This is a genomic window from Tumebacillus sp. BK434, from assembly GCF_004340785.1.
GTDB lineage: Bacteria > Bacillota > Bacilli > Tumebacillales > Tumebacillaceae > Tumebacillus_A.
This window is the reverse complement of the sequence record NZ_SLXS01000003.1, coordinates 33,689-51,446: the sequence shown is the minus strand read 5'-3', so window position 1 is coordinate 51,446 and position 17,758 is coordinate 33,689. Positions and strand designations below refer to the sequence as shown.

At 57.0% G+C, this 17,758-nt stretch carries 19 protein-coding genes; 14 read left to right on the top strand and 5 right to left on the bottom strand.

The features are described from left to right. Positions 1-58: 58 nt before the first annotated feature. The gene (locus tag EV586_RS08435; protein WP_132944661.1) at positions 59-2,041 is read left to right on the top strand and encodes a methyl-accepting chemotaxis protein; all 1,983 of its coding nucleotides are present in this window, start codon (positions 59-61) and stop codon (positions 2,039-2,041) included. A gap of 107 nt (positions 2,042-2,148) precedes the next feature. Here the strand turns inward: EV586_RS08435 and EV586_RS08430 are convergent, their stop codons facing one another. Beyond that, positions 2,149-2,991, bottom strand: a complete 843-nt coding sequence (locus tag EV586_RS08430; protein WP_132944660.1) for an HAD family hydrolase — start codon at positions 2,989-2,991, stop codon at positions 2,149-2,151. Between the two features lie 230 nt (positions 2,992-3,221). On the opposite strand from EV586_RS08430, the gene phnC reads away from it, so the two are divergent. The 5 genes from phnC (at position 3,222) to EV586_RS08405 (ending at position 7,190) form a co-directional block, all read left to right on the top strand. Next, the gene (gene phnC / locus EV586_RS08425; protein ID WP_132944659.1) at positions 3,222-4,001 is read left to right on the top strand and encodes a phosphonate ABC transporter ATP-binding protein; all 780 of its coding nucleotides are present in this window, start codon (positions 3,222-3,224) and stop codon (positions 3,999-4,001) included. Further along, positions 3,998-4,780 (top strand): phosphonate ABC transporter, permease protein PhnE, encoded by a 783-nt coding sequence (gene phnE / locus EV586_RS08420; RefSeq protein WP_132944658.1) that lies wholly within the window; start codon positions 3,998-4,000, stop codon positions 4,778-4,780. Before phnC ends, phnE (EV586_RS08420) begins: the two co-directional genes overlap by 4 nt. After that, positions 4,777-5,589, top strand: a complete 813-nt coding sequence (gene phnE / locus EV586_RS08415; protein WP_132944657.1) for a phosphonate ABC transporter, permease protein PhnE — start codon at positions 4,777-4,779, stop codon at positions 5,587-5,589. Before phnE (EV586_RS08420) ends, phnE (EV586_RS08415) begins: the two co-directional genes overlap by 4 nt. 120 nt (positions 5,590-5,709) lie before the next feature. Further along, positions 5,710-5,988, top strand: coding sequence for a hypothetical protein (locus tag EV586_RS08410; RefSeq protein WP_132944656.1), 279 nt, complete (start codon positions 5,710-5,712; stop codon positions 5,986-5,988). A 68-nt stretch (positions 5,989-6,056) separates the two neighbouring features. Beyond that, positions 6,057-7,190 (top strand): MFS transporter, encoded by a 1,134-nt coding sequence (locus EV586_RS08405; protein WP_132945270.1) that lies wholly within the window; start codon positions 6,057-6,059, stop codon positions 7,188-7,190. 55 nt (positions 7,191-7,245) lie between these two features. Here the strand turns inward: EV586_RS08405 and EV586_RS08400 are convergent, their stop codons facing one another. After that, a complete protein-coding gene (locus tag EV586_RS08400; RefSeq protein ID WP_132944655.1) occupies positions 7,246-7,866 on the bottom strand; it encodes a DedA family protein in 621 nt (206 codons plus the stop codon). Between the two features lie 36 nt (positions 7,867-7,902). Beyond that, a complete protein-coding gene (locus EV586_RS08395) occupies positions 7,903-8,901 on the bottom strand; it encodes a CotS family spore coat protein (protein WP_165898436.1) in 999 nt (332 codons plus the stop codon). A gap of 201 nt (positions 8,902-9,102) precedes the next feature. Between EV586_RS08395 and EV586_RS08390 the strand changes: the two genes are divergently transcribed. Beyond that, on the top strand, positions 9,103-10,350 hold the full coding sequence (locus EV586_RS08390; protein ID WP_132944653.1) for a glycosyltransferase family 2 protein: 1,248 nt from the start codon (positions 9,103-9,105) through the stop codon (positions 10,348-10,350). A 63-nt stretch (positions 10,351-10,413) separates the two neighbouring features. Here the strand turns inward: EV586_RS08390 and EV586_RS08385 are convergent, their stop codons facing one another. Further along, a complete protein-coding gene (locus EV586_RS08385; protein WP_132944652.1) occupies positions 10,414-10,746 on the bottom strand; it encodes a YunC family protein in 333 nt (110 codons plus the stop codon). A gap of 81 nt (positions 10,747-10,827) precedes the next feature. On the opposite strand from EV586_RS08385, the gene EV586_RS08380 reads away from it, so the two are divergent. Next, positions 10,828-12,612, top strand: a complete 1,785-nt coding sequence (locus EV586_RS08380) for a B12-binding domain-containing radical SAM protein (RefSeq protein WP_132944651.1) — start codon at positions 10,828-10,830, stop codon at positions 12,610-12,612. 89 nt (positions 12,613-12,701) lie between these two features. Next, positions 12,702-13,337 (top strand): DUF2306 domain-containing protein, encoded by a 636-nt coding sequence (locus EV586_RS08375; RefSeq protein WP_132944650.1) that lies wholly within the window; start codon positions 12,702-12,704, stop codon positions 13,335-13,337. A gap of 22 nt (positions 13,338-13,359) precedes the next feature. On the opposite strand, the gene EV586_RS08370 is transcribed toward EV586_RS08375, so the two are convergent. Then, positions 13,360-13,770 (bottom strand): helix-turn-helix domain-containing protein, encoded by a 411-nt coding sequence (locus tag EV586_RS08370; protein ID WP_132944649.1) that lies wholly within the window; start codon positions 13,768-13,770, stop codon positions 13,360-13,362. A 172-nt stretch (positions 13,771-13,942) separates the two neighbouring features. Between EV586_RS08370 and EV586_RS08365 the strand changes: the two genes are divergently transcribed. The 5 genes from EV586_RS08365 to EV586_RS08345 all read left to right on the top strand — a co-directional run bounded on the left by EV586_RS08365 (position 13,943) and on the right by EV586_RS08345 (position 17,342). Further along, positions 13,943-14,176 carry a helix-turn-helix transcriptional regulator gene (locus EV586_RS08365; RefSeq protein ID WP_132944648.1) on the top strand — a complete coding sequence of 78 codons (234 nt, stop codon included), beginning with the start codon at positions 13,943-13,945 and terminating at the stop codon, positions 14,174-14,176. 156 nt (positions 14,177-14,332) lie between these two features. Further along, positions 14,333-15,409, top strand: coding sequence for a M42 family metallopeptidase (locus tag EV586_RS08360; RefSeq protein ID WP_132944647.1), 1,077 nt, complete (start codon positions 14,333-14,335; stop codon positions 15,407-15,409). A gap of 88 nt (positions 15,410-15,497) precedes the next feature. After that, positions 15,498-15,977 carry a divergent PAP2 family protein gene (locus EV586_RS08355; protein ID WP_132945269.1) on the top strand — a complete coding sequence of 160 codons (480 nt, stop codon included), beginning with the start codon at positions 15,498-15,500 and terminating at the stop codon, positions 15,975-15,977. Positions 15,978-15,995: 18 nt separating this feature from the next. Then, positions 15,996-17,021 carry a spore photoproduct lyase gene (gene splB / locus EV586_RS08350; RefSeq protein WP_132944646.1) on the top strand — a complete coding sequence of 342 codons (1,026 nt, stop codon included), beginning with the start codon at positions 15,996-15,998 and terminating at the stop codon, positions 17,019-17,021. 12 nt (positions 17,022-17,033) lie between these two features. After that, positions 17,034-17,342 carry a hypothetical protein gene (locus EV586_RS08345; RefSeq protein ID WP_132944645.1) on the top strand — a complete coding sequence of 103 codons (309 nt, stop codon included), beginning with the start codon at positions 17,034-17,036 and terminating at the stop codon, positions 17,340-17,342. The last annotated feature ends 416 nt before the right edge of the window (positions 17,343-17,758 follow it).

The following is a 17,758-nucleotide window of genomic DNA, read 5'->3' as shown; positions in this document are numbered from 1 at the left end:
GGCATGTGTAGAATTAATTGATGGGACTAAAGTCGTGGTGCAAAAGGGGCGTACCATCATGAGACAATCAATCACTGCCAAAATTTTAGTTACGATCTTATCGACACTCATCGTCCCGCTGTCAATTGCGGGGTTCTGGTTTTATTATGATTTGCAAAAAAGTTTGACGACGATCGAAGCGGAGCGCGGGGTCAGCAACTTGAAAGCTGCCCATGAGATGTTCGATTTCGTCGGCACGCAGCTGGCTTCCACTGCGAAGACGAATGCCTATTGGGCGGAGCATCACGAAGCGATCGCCAAAGGGGACACCGATTTTCTCGAAGACAGCGTGCTGTCGGTGATCGATGTGGTCGTTTCCTTGTCTTCCGTCTATGTGGCCGATCTGGACGGCGATGTGCTGGCCAAGCGGGAGCATCAGCCGCTCAATCTGGACGGCCAACTGCCGCAGATGGTCGATCAAATGGGCAACGAGATGAGCCTGACCGGGCTGGTGCGCTCGGAGCGCGGCCTGCAGATGGTGACGCTGTCCAAAGTCACCAACGAGGAGGGGACGGCTCAGCCGAACGGGGTGCTGATCTTCACGCGCGATGTGAACGAGAAGTTCCTTGAAACGGTGCAGGAGGTCAACAAGACCGATGTCACCGTCTACGACGGAGAGCAGGTCGTCTCGACGAACAAAAGCTACGATCAGAGCAAAGCGGCTGCGCTGGGGCTGCAAGTCAAAGCGTCGGCCGAACCGCAGGTGCTCTCGACCACATCGAATGCAGGCCAGCAGACGGAAAGCGCCGACACGCTCGTGGACATCTATGGACAGCCGATCGGATTTTTGGCGACGGAGACAGTATCGCAGACCGGGGCGCAGCTGCGGGAGAAGCTGTTGTTCACAGCAGCGGTGGCCGGAGTGCTGCTGCTCTTGATCGGCGGACTGCTCGCGGCGCTGTTCTACAACTCGCTGTCCCGTCCGTTGCGCCGCCTCGGTGGCGAGATGGCGCGCGTGGCGTCCGGCGATCTGACCGACAGCAAAGGGACGGAGCTGCTGGCCGGAAGCAAGCGCCAGGATGAGATCGGCGAGATCACGCAGGCTTTCCTGGCGATGAACGAAGGGCTGCGCACGCTGGCCAAAGGGGTGCATGAAGGCTCCTATCATCTGTCGGAAAACTCGCGGGAATTTGCCGCGTCGACCGAAGAGGCGCGCGGGTCATTGCAGATGATCGCCGCGTCGGCCGAAGACATCCGGTCGCTGGTCGACCGCACGTTTGAGCGGGTCGGCGAAGCGGCGGGGCACCTCGACACGCTGTCCGAGCAGGCGCAGACGATCTCCGGCCATGCCGAAGCGGCGGTGCAAGCGGCCGGCCAGATGAAGGCGGCGGCGGGAGACGGGCAGTTGCAGGTCGACCGTTCGATCGGGACGATGCAGGTGATCTCCCAGTCTTCGCAGGAGAGCGAGCAGAAGGTACTGGCGTTGCAGACGGTCGCCGAGGAGATCATCGCGATGGTCGACCAGATCAAAGCGATCTCCAAACAGACGGGAATGCTGGCGCTGAACGCCTCGATCGAAGCGGCGCGGGCCGGGGAGCACGGTCGCGGGTTCGTCATCGTGGCGAGCGAAGTGGGCAAGCTGTCCGACCAGACGCGCCTGACGACCGAGGAGATCGAAGTGCTGGTCGAGCGGATCAAGCACAGCGTACTGGACGTCTGCGAGACGACCGGACTGCTGCGCCATCGTCTGGAGGACGGGGCGGAAGCGGTGCAGGCGACCGGTTCGGCGTTTGTGGAGATCCTGCGCCACATCGGCGCGGTCGAAGGGCAGATCTCCCAGATCCGCCGGGAAGCGGGCAAGCAGGAAGCGATCACCGAGACGGGAGCGGAAGCGGTGTTCGGCGTCAAAGAGATGGCCTCGGAGATGGTCGCCAGCGTCGAAGAGACCACCGCGGCCACCGAAGAGATGGTCGCCATGGTCCACACCATCGCCGAGAACTCGAACAGCCTCGCCAACCTGGCTGAAGAGCTGCAAGAGGACGCCGGCAAGTTCAAGATGTAGCCAAGCGAAAGGCACGGTCTCCTCTGCCTCTTGCGGGCTACGATCATCTGCGGGCATGCAAAAAGACACAAGGGCGGATATGCCCTTGTGTCTTTTGACGTTATACGTTATTTGCCCGCGTTCGTGATAAACGCCAGCGCTTCTTGCATCGAAGTAACGCGCTCGTCGCACTCCCAGCCTTTGCCGATGCCGTGCGGGTCGATGTAGACGGTCTGGCAGCCGAGTTCGTGCGCCGGCAGAATCTCGTTGACCCAGTTGTCGCCAACGGAGAGGAAACCTTCGTACGGCAGGTCAAACTGCTCTTTGATCCGCGCAAAAACGCCTTTGGTGCCGGACGGTTTGCGGGCGGTGAACACTTTCAGATCGAATGAGTCGAGCAGCCCCAGCTTCTCGAGAATCTTGGTCGAATCCACCTCCGGCGAGTTGGTGACCAGCACCTGTTTCACGCCGCCCGCGCGGGACTCGGTGATCGCTTCGATCAGCCCCGGGATGCGGTTCATGTGGAAATCCGGGCCCATCATAAACTCACGCGTTGCGAGGAACGCTTCGCTGGTGCCCGCATCGTTCAGCCCGTAATGGCGCGCCATACAGCCCGGCACCCACCACATATCGCCGATCGAGAACATGTCTTCAAGGTTGACGGCGACCTTCTCCGGATACAGGCGCTCCACTTCCTCTTTCGGAAGCGGCGTGCCGTCCCACAGGTATGCTTCGGAGACATCGCCCTTCAGCTGCACCAGAATCAGATCACGGTTGGCATCATATGTACGTCCGATGCGCAGCGGATGCTTGTCCTGCAGCGCCGCATCGTAGTCGGCTTGGAACTGCGCCTGCACCGCTTCCGGCAACCGCTTCTTCAGCTCGCCTGCGTAATAATCAAAATGGTGAGTATCTTCGTAGAGAGTGCCGTCCAAATCATAGACGATCAGGTTAACGCGAGAAAGATCCATTTTTCAAAATCCCTTCCTTTCCTGTTCTCTTATTATAGCGCAAATGTCGAATCAGAATCAGCCAGCTGAGAAAAACGTCGAAAAACCACAAAGTTTGTCTTTCTTTTGAAAGCGCTTTTAGATACAATGGTACTTGCCTTTCCATGGATACAATACCCTTTCCGAGGCTCATACTACGTGGTATCCATCACTTGAGAAAACCTTAGACCGAAATGAAAGTTGGGAAGAGAATGATCGAATTTAAGAACGTGAAAAAAGTGTATCCCAATGGGACTGTCGGCCTGGATAATATCAACTTGACCATTCATCCGGGTGAATTCGTGATCATCGTCGGGCTCTCCGGCGCGGGCAAATCGACGCTGCTGCGCTCGATCAACCGTCTGCACGAGATCAGCGAAGGCGAGATCTTGATCGACGGTGCGTCGATCACCAAAGCGAAAGGCGCGGAACTGCGCCGCTTCCGCCGTGACATCGGCATGATCTTCCAGAGCTTCAACCTCGTCAAGCGCGTGTCTGTCATCCGCAACGTCCTCTCCGGTCGCGTCGGCTACCACGGCACGATGCGCACGCTGCTCGGCCTCTGGCCGAAGCGCGACGTGGAACTGGCACTCGATGCACTCGATCGCGTCAACATCAAAGAAAAAGCGTATGCGCGCGCCGACGAACTGTCCGGCGGCCAGCAGCAGCGCGTCTCGATCGCCCGCGCCCTGGCGCAGGAAGCGAAGATCATTCTCGCGGACGAGCCGGTCGCATCCCTTGACCCGCTGACCACCCGTCAAGTAATGGACGACCTGAAGCGCATCAACCGCGAGCTCGGCATCACCACCATCGTCAACTTGCACTTCCTCGACCTCGCCCGCGAATACGGCACCCGCATCATCGGCCTGCGCGCCGGCAAAGTCGTATTTGACGGCCCGGTGGAACAGGCGACCGATGAGGTGTTCTCCGACATCTACGGCCGCAAGATCAAGAAAGATGAATTGCTTGGCGCTGTGGAGGAAGGCGTATGAGCAAGCAGCAAAAATCGATCAAAGCACCATCGAAACTGAAATATACGGTCATCTTTCTGATCCTCGCCGTGCTGTATGTGTTCTCTTGGCGCGGCGTTGACGCCGACATCGGCGAGCTGATTGCTGGCCTGCCGAACATCGGGAACATGATGGCGCAGCTCTGGCCGCCCGACTTCAAATATTTCATTGAAATCCTCGATCCGATGCTTGAGACGGTGCAGATGGCGGTGCTCGGGACGACATTTGGTGCGATCCTGTCGATTCCAATCATCCTGCTCTCCTCGAACAACATCTTTGGCAAGCGCGTGACGACGATCACCCGTACCTTCCTGAACGTGGCGCGTACGATCCCGGAACTGCTGTTCGCGGGTATTTTCGTAGCGATCGTCGGCCTGGGTCCGTTCGCGGGCGTGCTCGCTTTGACTCTGTTCTCGTTTGGCATCATCGCCAAGCTGGCTTATGAATCGGTCGAAACGATCGATCCGGGCCCGCTGGAAGCGATGACCGCCGTAGGCGCGAACAAGCTGCAATTTATCGGTTTTGCCGTCGTGCCGCAAGCATTGCCGGCATTCATGGCCTACCTGTTCTATACGTTTGAAGTCTGTGTTCGCGCATCCGCAATCCTCGGTCTCGTCGGCGCTGGCGGGATCGGTCACGTGCTGAACACGGCGCTGGCGATGTACCAGTACACACACGTCGCTTCGATCATCTTGTTCACGCTTATCATCGTCATCCTCATCGATACGATCAGTACTAGAATCCGGGAGAAACTGCTATGAGCCAACAACAAAAAGCATTGGCAGCGCCGCCGAAGACGCTCGGTCAGAAAATCAAACTCGTTTTGTATGTCATCTTCTTCATCGTGCTCTACACCTGGTGCTTCTCCGGGATGGAAGTCGATGTTACCAAAGTTCGCGAATCCCTGCCGGTAGCAGGCAACATCATCTCCGGCATCTTTGATGTCGAATGGCCGTTCATCACCGAAGATGAAGGTGTCATCGACAACATGTTCATGACGCTGGCGATCGCCCTGCTCGGCACGACGATCGCAGCGACGCTCGCCATTCCGTTCGGCTTCCTCGCCGCGACGAACATGAGCAAGAAGAACCGCTGGGTCTCTTCGGTGGGCAAGCGCATCCTGAACGTCATCCGCACGCTGCCGGAGCTGATCGTCGCGATCATCTTCATCGTGGCTGTCGGCCCGGGCCCGTTCGCCGGGGTCTTGGCGATCGGTTTCCACTCGATCGGGATGATCGGGAAGCTGTACTCCGAAGCGATCGAAAACATGGACGAAGGCGCGATCGAAGCGATGAACGCATCGGGCGCCAACCGCATTCAGATCATGTGGTTCGCCGTGCTGCCGCAAGTATTGCCGGAGTTCATGTCCTACGCGTTGTACAAGTTCGAGATCAACGTTCGTGCCGCATCTGTCCTCGGGATGGTCGGCGCAGGCGGTATCGGTACACCGCTTTTGTTCGCGCTGATCGGACATGACTGGGCACGTGTCGGCGCGATCCTGATCGGGATCATCGTCGTCGTCATGCTCATCGACTACCTGTCCGGCTCGATCCGCAAACGTCTTGTCTAAATTGTGAAAAGAAAAGCCTGGTCCTTGGCGGGCCAGGCTTTTTACATCCGTGGAGAGTGGCAAGAGCGGGACAAGTAGTCTACAATAAGATGGTATATATGATAAAGGGGGCTTTTCGCTGTGTCCGGTACGTTTATGCTGTTTACTTGGAGCGTTGCGATCGTCTCGGCGCTGATCGCCACGTTTTCACTAAAAGCACCGCGTGTGCTTTCGATTATCTTAGGCGCCATCTTGGCGCAAGGTTTGATGTTTGTAGGCGGCCATATGCTGCACCTGTATTTTGGGCCGATCGTCGACATCGGCGGCACGGCGACTCCGGTTGTGACCGACATCGTCCTCGCGCTGGTCGGCGCATTCCTGGGCGCATTCCTCGCAAAGGCGTTCCGCCGCGGACGCTAACCTGCAAGCAGGCTAGAAAGGGTGTTTAGAGGGTGAACAAAAAAGCATTGGGCATCTTGTTTGCGGTCATGTTCCTGGTCATGCTGGGATTTGGCATCATCATCCCGGTCATGCCGTTCTTTGCGGAAGAGCTGGGCGCTTCACCGTTTCAGCTGGGGCTGTTGATGGCTTCCTACTCGGTGATGCAGTTCCTGTTCGCACCGTTTTGGGGCGGCGTCTCCGACCGGATCGGCCGCAAGCCGGTCATCCTGATCGGCATCTCCGGTCTGTCGTTGTCGTTCTTCCTCTTTGCGATGTCCGACCAGCTCTGGATGCTGTTCGCATCGCGGATTCTCGCCGGGTTCCTGTCCTCGGCCAACATGCCGACCGTCATGGCTTATGTCGCCGACATCACGTCGCCTGAGAACCGGGGGAAAGGCATGGGCATGATCGGTGCAGCGGTCGGCCTCGGTTTTATCTTCGGTCCGGCGATCGGCGGGATCTTCTCTGCCGAAAGCTATGCGACGCCGTTCCTCATCGCCGGTATCGTCTCGGCGATCACGTTCCTGTTCGTCATGTTCGTGCTCCAAGAGTCCTTGCCGCCTGAGAAGCGCGTGCAAAAGGGCAGTGCGACCGCCTCGCGCTGGAGCGCATTCTCCGGCTCGCTGTCGATTCTCTATGTGCTGATGTTTGTCGTCTCCTTCTCGCTGGCGGCGCTGGAAGGCACATTCGCCTACTTCGCAGCGGAAAAAGCGGGTCTGGACACGGTGCACCTCGGCTACATCTTCATGATCATGGGGCTATGCGGCGCGTTTGTGCAAGGCGGACTGGTCGGACGTCTGATCAAGCAGCGCGGCGAAGGCGCGGTCATCCAGATTGGGCTTGTGGTCTCGGCGATCGGCTTTGGCTTGATCCTGCTCACCAGCTCGTTTTGGACGGCCGCTCTGTTCCTGTCGATCTTCGGCATCGGCAACGGTCTGATCCGTCCGGCGGTGTCGGCGCTGATCACCAAGCGCACGACGGTCGGGCAGGGGCAGGCAACCGGGCTGCTCTCCTCGTTCGAATCGCTCGGCCGCATCGGCGGTCCGCCAATCGGCGGCGCCGTCTACGCTCTGTCGATCGGCTATCCGTACATCGCAGGCATCATCTTGTCGGCGCTGGCCTTCATTCTCTACCGCGTCTATGTGGCGCGTGCAGGCGAAGCGCAAGCGGCCAACTCCTAAATCACAAGAAAACCCGCGCTCTGCATCTGGCAGAGCGCGGGTTTTCTTGTTGCTATCAGTGTGCGAATCGGGTGCGCAGATTCTTATAGACGAACCAGAGCACAGCGAGGATGATCAGGCCCAAAATGCCGTAGGAGAACGGCTTGATGTACGGTTCCACCGCATGCCAGTTCGTGCCGAGCTTGAAGCCGGCCCAGGTCAGAGCCAGGTTCCACGGCAGGCAGCCGACGAACGTATAGACGGTAAATTTCCAGAAGTTCATTTTCGCGATGCCGGCCGGCAGCGAGATGAAGGTGCGGATGACGGGCAGGTTGCGTCCGAAAAACGCGGCCCAGTCGCCATACTTCGCAAACCAGCGGTCGGCGGTGTGGATGTGCTTTTCGTTGATCAAAATGTATTTCCCGTATTTCATCAGGAAGGTGCGGCCACCGCTTGCTCCGATCCAATAGGTGAGCACGGAGCCAACCAAGTTGCCGAACACACCGGCCCAGAAGACCGGCCAGAACGACAGCAGGCCCTTTTCTGCCATAAAGCCGCCGTACAGCATGATGACTTCACTCGGGAGCGGGATACAAGCGCTTTCAATCAGCATCCCCCAGAAGATTCCCCAGTGTCCGAAGGTTTCGATCAGCCCGGTCGCAATGGCAGAAAGCCATTCGATCAATGCATGGAGCATGTGTACAATACCTCGCTTGTCTTGTCAGTCTCCTCCCTATTGTACACACTTTTTAAGCGGATTTGCCCATTTTTGCAAAAATTCACGAGTCTGATACATTTCCTGTACAGCGGGCTCCCATTTGCGCATGCATTTGGCGAGCGGCCGGTCCGGCTGGGTGGTGTACTTGTGGATTTCCTTGTACACGCTGTGCGGAAACGACAAGAAGGCGAGCAGCACGGGGATCTCCGCCGGATCGACACGCCGCCCGGTCTGATACGCGTGAAACACGTCCAGCGCGGCATCGGGCGACCAACTGCAGGCAGGCAGGACGCTTTGGAACAGGTTGGCGAGGTCTTGCACGGGCACATCGAGCCGGAAGCTGTCGAAATCTATGAGGGCGACGGCGCCGCTGTTCTCGACGGAGAAGTTTTCCGCCTTGATGTTGCCGTGCACCAGCATCGGCACGGCCTCCACTTCGCGCACCAGCCGCTCATAGGCGGAAGCTTGCAGCCGCTGGGCAGCTTCTGCCGCCTGAGCGAGAATCTGCGCGCTGTCTTGCTTGATCCTTGCTTCGAATTCATTGCGGGAGGCCGAGAGTCCGCCCAGAAACGCCTGCAGTTCCTCCGTCCGTTCTGCAAAGCGCCGGGTCCATTTTCCAGAGAAGGACTGGGGTTTGGCGACCGGCGGGAAGGTGACGCCTTTGGAAGCGTGATGAAATCCGCCCAGCGCGGCTGCTGCCGTCTTCCACTCGGAATGCGCCGAGGCATCGAGCGGGCGGCCGACCCACGCGGTCAGGAAGAAGTGGCCGTGTTCGGTCTCGATGATCGGGTTGCCGTACACGGTGGGGATCAGCCGGGGCGTGCCGGTGAAACCTTGCTTCCAGAGGTATTCGATCGCATGATAATCGAAGAACAGGCGGCCCAGCCCATGCTTGCCGCGCTTGAAGCAAAAATCGCCTTGCACCGTCTCGATGCGCCAGACGGGTCCGACTGCCGTCACCTTTTCCACGGCGAGCTGCCAGTGGGTTTCGAGCAGTTGTTTGACAGGAAGCAAGTGATGCTCACCTCCTCCTTCGTTTTTGCAAGAATTTTGCAGGAATTTATATATTTTATTGCGAACTGTACAGGAAAATTATTATGATCTGCGTATACTTGTCCTGCTCTGGCATATCTGTTATAGTAGGTTAGCATGTGTACTCAGATGTGCTTGCTACATGTCTGTGTACAAGAGCTAGAAAAAGTGAGGGAAACATACATGAGCATATTAGGAACTCTGACGGACGGTGCGTTTATTGCACTTCAAGGTTTGACGGGTGCTTTAAGTGCTTATCAGGTTGGCGTGTCCCTTTTCGGCATTCGCAAGCCGAAAGATACGATTACCCATGCTCCGGCGAAGTCCTTTGCGATCTTCGTCGCGGCGCACAACGAAGCAGAGGTTATTGAACCCCTGATCGAGAACCTGCAGCGTCTGGATTATCCGAAAGAGCTCTACGATATCTTTGTCATCTGTGACAACTGTACCGACAACACGGCGGAGATCGTGCGAAATGCCGGTGCCATCGCTTTTGAACGCTTCGACGACACGAAGCGCGGCAAAGGCTTTGCGATTGAGTGGATGCTGGAGCGTCTGTGGGAGCAGGAGAAACAATACGATGCTGTTGTCATGTTTGACGCTGACAACCTGGCAGCCAAAGACTTCTTGATTCACATGAACGAGAAGCTGATGCGCGGCGACCGGGTCATCCAAGGCTACCTCGACACCAAGAACCCGAATGACTCTTGGATTTCTGTCTCCATGGCGATCTCTTACTACTTCACCAACCGCATGTGGCAACTCGCGCGCTACAACCTCGGCCTGTCCAACGCTCTGGGCGGCACGGGGATCTGCATCGACACCGACCTGCTCAAGGAAATGGGCTGGGGCGCTCACTCCTTGACGGAAGACGTGGAGTTTACCGCTCGCTGCGTACAGCGCGGGATCTACCCGACCTGGGCGCACGACGCCAAAGTATACGACGAGAAGCCGAACACGATGAAAGCATCATGGAACCAGCGCCTGCGCTGGATGCAGGGTCACTTCGACTGCGCATCCCGCTATTTCTGGCCGCTGCTTGGCAAGAGCATCAAGAACCGCAACTGGGCGATGCTCGATGCGGCGCTCTACCTGTTCCAGCCGATGCGTCTGTTGATCATTCTCCTCACTTCGATCATCCTGTACCTGCAGCTGGTCATGCCGTCCTGGTGGGCGGTCACCGATGTGCAGCGCGTTCTGCTGCCGACCGAATATTGGGTGCTGATCAATGCGTTGCTCTATGCTCAATTGCCGCTTTCGATGTGGCTGGAGAAGGCGAATTGGCGAGCCTACGCCGCCTTGATCATCTATCCGATCTTCCTGATCTCCTGGTTCCCGATCACGCTTGTTGCATTCTTTACGAAAAACAACAAAACGTGGAGCCATACGGTGCATAACCGGGCGATCCGTCTGGATGAGCTGAGCAATTAACAACAACACCCCCCGCGAAAGCAGGGGGTGTTTCTGTGTATCCTTTGTGGGGAAAGGTATATATTACGGCGCCGGATGCTGTGTCTCGTCGAGTTCGAGCAGGAGGGTGATCGCATCCCGGCCGACCGTGCCGGGGACGATGCCCAATTCCTGCGCTTTGAGCGTGGTCGATTCCAGTGGTGCTGCGAGCAGCTCGTCGAGCGTTTTCACGCCGACCGCACGGCCGGCGATAATGCCGCGGCTGGCCAGTTTTTCATTGAGCAGCCCGACATCGAGTGCGCCGCACATGATATACCCTTTTTCAGTCGTGACCATCACGAGATTGGTTTTGGGCAGCGTGACCGAGATCCCAAGCGCGATGCGTTCACCAAATTGGATCGGGATGACGTTGATCATCAGACTCCTCCTTGTCAAAACTGCATTTCTGTATCACGATATGATATGCGTTGTTACACTATGAGTTCGCGGAGGCAAGAAATGAAAATCGTACTCGCTACATTGAACGCCAAATACATACATGCATCGCTCGCGCTGCGCTACTTGCGGGCGTACGCAGAGCCGGATTTTCCGGATCTCGATCTGTGTGAATACACGATCAAAGACCAGCCGATGAACGTGGTCGCCGACATTTACAAGCGCAAGCCGGATGTGATCGGCTTCTCGTGCTATATCTGGAACATCGAAGAGACGATTCCGATCATCGAAATGCTGCGCAAAGTGCTGCCCGACGTGAAAATTGTGCTCGGCGGTCCGGAAGTCTCCTACGACACGGAAGCGTGGATGAAGCGGATCGAAGCGGCCGATGCGATCGTCATCGGCGAAGGGGAGAAGACGTTCCACCACCTGCTGCAGGAGTTCAGCAGCAACGGCAATCTGGAGACGGTGCAGGGGATCGTCTACCGCGACGGGGAAGGGAGACCGAAGCGTACGTTCTTCCGTGACAAATTGGAGCTGGACGAAATCCCGTCGCCTTTTTCGGAGGAAGACATCCCGACGCTGGTCAATCGCGTGGTCTATTTTGAAGCATCGCGGGGCTGTCCGTTCTCCTGTTCCTATTGCTTGTCTTCGATCGAGACGGGCGTGCGCTATTTTGACATCGAGCGCACCAAGCGCGACTTGCAGCGGCTGGTCGAAGGCGGCGTGAAGACGGTGAAGTTTGTCGACCGGACGTTTAACATCCACATGCGCTATGCGTTGCAGATCTTCGAGTATCTGATCGAGCTGCACCGGACGCACCCGGACGTGGTGTTCCAATTCGAGATCACCGCCGACATTTTGAAGCCGCGCGTGGTGGAATTTTTGGCTGAACATGCGCCGCCGGGGCTGTTCCGTTTTGAAATCGGCGTGCAGTCGACCAACGACGTGACCAACGAGATCGTCAACCGCAAGCAAAACTGGGAGAAACTGACCCGCACGGTGCTCGGCGTGAAAGCGACCGGCAAGATCGATCAGCATCTCGACTTGATCGCAGGGCTCCCGCAGGAGGACTATGCGTCGTTTAAGAAGACGTTCAACGATGTGTTCGCGCTGGAGGTCGAGGAGCTGCAGCTCGGCTTCTTGAAGATGCTGCGCGGGGTCGGAGTGCGGCTGGATGCGGACAAGTACGGCTACAAGTTCATGGAGAAAGCGCCGTATGAGATCTTGAGCAACGAGGTGCTGCCGTTTGACGATGTGATTCGGATCAAGCGGGTGGAAGATGTGCTGGAGAAGTATTGGAATGCGCATCGCACCAACCGCACGGTGCGCTATCTGGTGGCGGAGGAGTTTCCGTCGGCGTTCGATTTCTTCCAGGACTTTGGCGACTACTGGGAAGAGCAGGGCTGGAACCGCATCGGGCATCAGGTGGAAGACCTGTTCCGCCGCCTGCTGGCCTTTTTGCAGGTGCGCGGGCTGAAGCGGGAAGACGTGGTGCTCGGCCTGATGAAGGTCGACTATCTGATCGGCTTCAAAAACAAGCCGCGCGGCATCTGGTGGGAGCGGACGCTGGAAAAAGCGGATGCGCAGCAGTACATTCAGGCACTGATCAGCGCGCCGGAGCTGCTCGGGGAGTCGTGGGTGAAACTCGGGCTTACGGAGCAGGAGATGCATAAGCATTGCCTGCTCGAGACGGTGCCGTTCCAGTTGCTCGACGAAAAGGGGATGGCGTTTGAGCCGGGAGAAGCGCATTTGCTGGTCACCTATTACGAGCCGGGGCAGAAGCAGGAGCCGCAGTTTTTCACCTGTGCGCTCCGCCAGGCGGCGCTCGCTCCTGTGACGAAATGAGGAGAATTCGGTCATGAGCCTTGCCAGAACGCATTGTAAAGTGGTATGTATGAAGGTGGAGTTTTAGGGAAAGGGGTACGACCCGCCGCATGCGTACAAAAGGTTCCTGGCTGATTTATCCGCTGTTTTTTATCGCGCTGATGTGGGCGCTGCATACGTTGACGAAAAACTTTATGACCGATCCGGAATTTTCAAAGTTTCTATTGAACAAGACGATCGGGGAAGATTTCAACCGGGATGTGTGGACGGTGCTGATCCGTGTGCACATCATTCTGGCGGTGACGGCGATTCTGGCCGGCCCCTTAGGCTTCGTGAAAAAGATCCGCGTGAAGCGTCCGGGGCTGCACCGGCTGATCGGCAAGGTGTACATCGGGTCGATTCTGCTGAACATCCTGCCCGCGCTGTACGTCGCGCTGCATGCGACCGGCGGAATCGTGGCAACGGCCGGCTTCTTCGTGCTGAGCGCCGTCTGGCTGTACACGACGCTGAAGGCGTACACCACGATCCGTAAGCGCCAGGTCGCAGCGCACCGCCGCTGGATGATCCGCAGTTACGCGATCACCCTGGCCAACAACTCGCTGTATGTGATCAACCTCGTCTTGGAAAAAGGCTTCGGCTTCGAATACGTCACCGCCTACGTCATCGCTGTCTGGTCCTGCTGGATGGTCAATCTGTTCCTCGCAGAAAGCTATTTAAAGTTCCGCAAAAACGGACAAGCTGCATAAGAAACGAACAAAGACGCGCTCATCAGGAGCGCGTCTTGTTGTTTGGGATGCGGTGTTGTACAGTCTGTTCGAGCTCGCGGATCACAGCCTCGCGCTCCTCGTTCGGGACCTGCAGGAGCATGTCCGGGAGGGTGAGGAGGAAATGGCGGATCTCCTCCGGGTACTCGACTTGCGCCGCCGGTGTGACTTTGTACAGGGCGGGGTCTTCTTTGACCAGCGGCTCATCGGTGCGGCCGAGGAGATAGTCGTAGGTGACGTCGAAGAAATCGGCGATCTTCTTTAAGGTGTCAAGGCGCGGGATGCGCTCGTCGTTTTCTTCGCTGTTTTCGTAATGCGAGATCGAGGTGCGGTCGATGCCGACCTCCCTGCCCAGCGTTTCCTGGGACAGCTTTCTGCTTTTGCGGAGCTCTTTCAAACGCTGCGGAAAACCCATGGCTCTGTTCACCTTCTCTTGATCGAGTGCTGTCTTTCATCTTATCATTCGTTGTGCGGAATAAAAACCGTGCGCCTTGCGCACTTATTTATTGACAGGAGTTAAGCGGAAAACGTATGATAGTTTGTAAGAAGTGCGAGATAAGCACAACACTTTGGAGGTGTGTTTTCCGATGACGACCGAATTGCGCGCACGGCAGAGGCTGATCAATGCACGGAAAGGAAAACGGATGACGCAGGAACAACTGGCAGAAGCGGTTGGCATCACACGTGCCTACCTCGCCAACATCGAACGCGGGAAACACGCACCTTCGCTTCGCGTGGCGTTTGAACTGGCCCGGGTGCTTGACGGCAAGCTGGAAGATCTTTTTTTGGAAGATAGAGTGCGGGAAACGCACAATATGTAAATGTTATCAAATTTAGAATAGTAGAACTACGATTTCTAGTTTAACATAAAAAGAAGGCGCGCAGGTTATAATTTTGCTTTCCGAAACGATTTCGGACATGATACTATGAGGTAGTGCGTTACATGGGAAAAGACAAGAAAAAGGGGGCTTTTTCAGATGGATGAACAGACCAAGATGATAAAAGAACTCTGCGATGCGGACGGCATTCCGGGCTTTGAGCGCGAAGTGCGCAACAAGATGCGCGAACTGCTGACTCCCGTTTCCGATGAGATCATCACCGACCGCTTGGGCGGCATCGTCGGCAAGAAGACCGGGGATGCAAACGGGCCGAAGATCATGTTTGCCGGCCACCTCGATGAAATCGGCTGGATGGTTACATATGTCACGCCGAAGGGCTTCCTGCGCTTCCAGCCGATGGGCGGCTGGTGGGCGCACGTCGTACTGGCGCAGCGCGTGAAGATCAAGACCCGCACCGGTGAAGTGCTCGGCATCGTCGGCTCGAAAGCGCCGCACACCCTCGCTGCGAAAGACCGCGAGCGCGTGCTCGACTTTAAGGAGATGTTCATCGACGTCGGCGCGACCTCCAAAGAGGAAGTCGAAGAGATGGGCATCCGCCCGGGCGACATGATCGTGCCGATCTCCGAGTTTACCACGATGCGGGGCGGCGACGTCTGGGTCGGCAAAGCGCTCGACAACCGCGCAGGCTGCGGCTTGGCGGTGGAAGTGCTGCGCCGTCTGCAGAACGAGTCCCACCCGAACATCCTGTTTGGCGGTGCGACCGTGCAGGAAGAGATCCAACTGCGCGGCGCAGGCGTGCTCGCCAACCTCGTCCAGCCGGACATCGCTTTCGCGCTTGACGTTGGCGTCGCGTACGACACGCCGGGCTTCGAAGGCTACCAGCAGTCCTGCAACCTCGGCGACGGCCCGCTCAGCTTCATCTACGACACCTCGATGATCCCGAACGTGCCGCTGCGCGACCTCGTGCACGACACGGCGAAAGAGCTCGGCATCAACCTGCAAGTCGATGCCCTGACCGGCGGCGGCCAGGACGGCGGCAAATTCCACATCTCCAACCACGGCGTGCCGACGATCGCGCTGGGCTTTGCGACCCGCTACATTCACTCGCACACGGCACTCCTGTCCAAAAAAGACTGGGAGCAGGCGGCAGACCTGCTTGTCGCCGTGATCAAGAAGCTCGACCGCAAGACGGTCGACGAGATTCATAACTGGTAAGTTTACGACTCACCAATCCCTGATCCGTTCGGATGAGGGATTTTTTTTATTTTGCTCATACTACGTGGGGAAAGGGGTGACGTTCTCGTTGGGCGTTTTGAACAATTATCCGCTCCTCGCGGCACTCACGGCGATCGTGACAGCTCAGTTGATCAAGATTCCCCTGCATTTTCTCTTTCACCGGGAATGGGACTGGAAACGTGTCGTCGGCACGGGTGGCATGCCGAGTTCGCACTCCGCAGGGGTGACGGCGCTGGCCTCTGCGGTGGGCTATCAGGAGGGGCTGGATTCGGCGTTTTTCGCCTTGGCGATCATCTTAGGCTTGATCGTGATGTACGACGCGATGGGCATCCGCCGCCATGCCGGCGAGCAGGCGATCGCGATCAATGATCTGGAAACGGCGTTTGACCAGCATATCGAAACGGATGATCCGGAATTTTCCCGCCGGCAGTTGCGGCGCAAGAAAAAGCAGCTCAAAGAGCTGCTCGGCCACCATCCGATCGAAGTGGCAGGCGGGGCGGCGTACGGCATCGCGCTCGGGATCGCCATGCACGGGCTGTATTTTTAGAGCAAAGGAGTTTTATTGATGACGCGTTTTGAGCCTGATCTGGTCTTCTTTGAACCGAAGGCGCTGGACTACCCGGTCGGTGACCGCCTGTACCGCCGTTTGAAAGACAGCGGCGTCCCGATCAAAGTCACCTCTTCCCACAACCGTGTGACCGGGATTCCGGGCGATACGCCGTCCCAAGCGTATGCCAACGCCAAACGCACGCTGGTCGTCGGCGTCAAACGCACGATGAAGCTGGACACCTCAAAGCCGTCGGCCGACTTTGCCTTGCCGGTGTCGACCGGCTGTCCGGGACATTGCCATTATTGCTACCTGCAGACGACGATGGGCAAGAAGCCGTACGTGCGGGTCTATGTGAACATCGACGAGATCCTCGACAACGCGCAAACGTATATCGACGAGCGGGCGCCGGAGACGACGACGTTTGAAGCGGCCTGCACGTCCGATCCGATCGCGGTGGAGCATCTGACCGGCAATTTGAAGCGGATGATCGAATTCATGGGAGAGCAGGAGCTCGCCCAGTTGCGTTTTGTCACCAAATACGACGATGTGGAGCAGTTGCTCGACGCCAAGCACAACGGCAAAACGCGCTTCCGCTTTTCGATCAATTCGCGGTATGTGATCAAAAATTTTGAGCCGGGCGTCGCCCCCTTTGATTCGCGGATCGCAGCGGCCGGCAAAGTGGCGCAAGCGGGCTATCCGCTGGGCTTTATCGTCGCCCCGTTGATCATCTACGAAGGCTGGGAAGCCGGGTATGCGGAGCTGTTTGAGCGCCTGAGTCGGGAGTTGATCCCGGAAGCGAAGCAAAACTTGACGTTCGAGCTGATCCAGCACCGCTTCACGGCGGCGGCGAAGCGGATCATTTTGCAAAATTACCCGGCGACGAAGCTGGAGATGGACGAAGAGCAGCGCAAATACAAGTACGGGAAATACGGACGTGGCAAGTGGGTCTATCAGGGGAGTGATGCGGATCGGCTGAATCTGCATCTTCGCGGACTGATTGAGGAATACTTTCCACAGGCCAAAATTGAGTATTTTACCTAGGAGGATGCAGCGATGGCAGAACGAGACGGCATCCGAAATGCCCTGATGGCAGAGTTTGAAGCGGCGACCGATGAGAGTTTTACCTATAAAAACCGATGGGGGGACGACAAAGTGGAAGAGAATCAAAATGCGATCGAAAAAGGGCTCGATGCAGCCCGCCAGGCTGCGCAGGAAGAGGGCATGCAAAACAAGGTGGAAGAGCTGGAAGGCCAGCTGCAGCAAGGCGTGAACACCGGCCGCCGCGATGAGGACGGCAACGGTCAGCCGCTCGCCGCCAAAGACGGATTTCGCGCTGACTACGACGACAATTCCAACGTGTAAGCGCTCATGCGAAAAACGCCTTCTCCTAAGGAGAAGGCGTTTTAATGGTGCTTAGAACTCGAACGTGATGGTGATGCCGATGGACCAGTTGCGTTCCATGTGTAAACACCTCCAGATGAGTTATGTTAGCACGCTTGATCTTCGAAAATTAGAACTCGATGGTGATGGTGATTTTAACGTTGCGCTCCATGAATGTCACCCCCGTACTTTTTTATTTGTAAACCGAAGTGGATAAGTTCTAGAATTCGATAGTTACGGTGATTTTGATGTTGCGCTCCATGAATGTCACCCCCATACTTTTTTATTTGTGAAACTGGAGAGGATAAGTTCTAGAATTCGATAGTTACGGTGATTTTGATGTTGCGCTCCATGAATGTCACCCCCATACTTTTTTATTTGTGAAACTGGAGAGGATG

What these genes read in the sequence shown, in the direction of transcription:
- EV586_RS08435 (WP_132944661.1), top strand. Translation starts at nt 59, where the DNA reads ATGAGACAATCAATCACTGCCAAAATTTTAGTTACGATCTTATCGACA.
- EV586_RS08430 (WP_132944660.1), bottom strand. Translation starts at nt 2,991, where the DNA reads ATGGATCTTTCTCGCGTTAACCTGATCGTCTATGATTTGGACGGCACT.
- phnC (WP_132944659.1), top strand. Translation starts at nt 3,222, where the DNA reads ATGATCGAATTTAAGAACGTGAAAAAAGTGTATCCCAATGGGACTGTC.
- phnE (WP_132944658.1), top strand. Translation starts at nt 3,998, where the DNA reads ATGAGCAAGCAGCAAAAATCGATCAAAGCACCATCGAAACTGAAATAT.
- phnE (WP_132944657.1), top strand. Translation starts at nt 4,777, where the DNA reads ATGAGCCAACAACAAAAAGCATTGGCAGCGCCGCCGAAGACGCTCGGT.
- EV586_RS08405 (WP_132945270.1), top strand. Translation starts at nt 6,057, where the DNA reads ATGTTCCTGGTCATGCTGGGATTTGGCATCATCATCCCGGTCATGCCG.
- EV586_RS08400 (WP_132944655.1), bottom strand. Translation starts at nt 7,866, where the DNA reads ATGCTCCATGCATTGATCGAATGGCTTTCTGCCATTGCGACCGGGCTG.
- EV586_RS08390 (WP_132944653.1), top strand. Translation starts at nt 9,103, where the DNA reads ATGAGCATATTAGGAACTCTGACGGACGGTGCGTTTATTGCACTTCAA.
- EV586_RS08385 (WP_132944652.1), bottom strand. Translation starts at nt 10,746, where the DNA reads ATGATCAACGTCATCCCGATCCAATTTGGTGAACGCATCGCGCTTGGG.
- EV586_RS08380 (WP_132944651.1), top strand. Translation starts at nt 10,828, where the DNA reads ATGAAAATCGTACTCGCTACATTGAACGCCAAATACATACATGCATCG.
- EV586_RS08375 (WP_132944650.1), top strand. Translation starts at nt 12,702, where the DNA reads ATGCGTACAAAAGGTTCCTGGCTGATTTATCCGCTGTTTTTTATCGCG.
- EV586_RS08370 (WP_132944649.1), bottom strand. Translation starts at nt 13,770, where the DNA reads ATGGGTTTTCCGCAGCGTTTGAAAGAGCTCCGCAAAAGCAGAAAGCTG.
- EV586_RS08365 (WP_132944648.1), top strand. Translation starts at nt 13,943, where the DNA reads ATGACGACCGAATTGCGCGCACGGCAGAGGCTGATCAATGCACGGAAA.
- EV586_RS08360 (WP_132944647.1), top strand. Translation starts at nt 14,333, where the DNA reads ATGGATGAACAGACCAAGATGATAAAAGAACTCTGCGATGCGGACGGC.
- splB (WP_132944646.1), top strand. Translation starts at nt 15,996, where the DNA reads ATGACGCGTTTTGAGCCTGATCTGGTCTTCTTTGAACCGAAGGCGCTG.
- EV586_RS08345 (WP_132944645.1), top strand. Translation starts at nt 17,034, where the DNA reads ATGGCAGAACGAGACGGCATCCGAAATGCCCTGATGGCAGAGTTTGAA.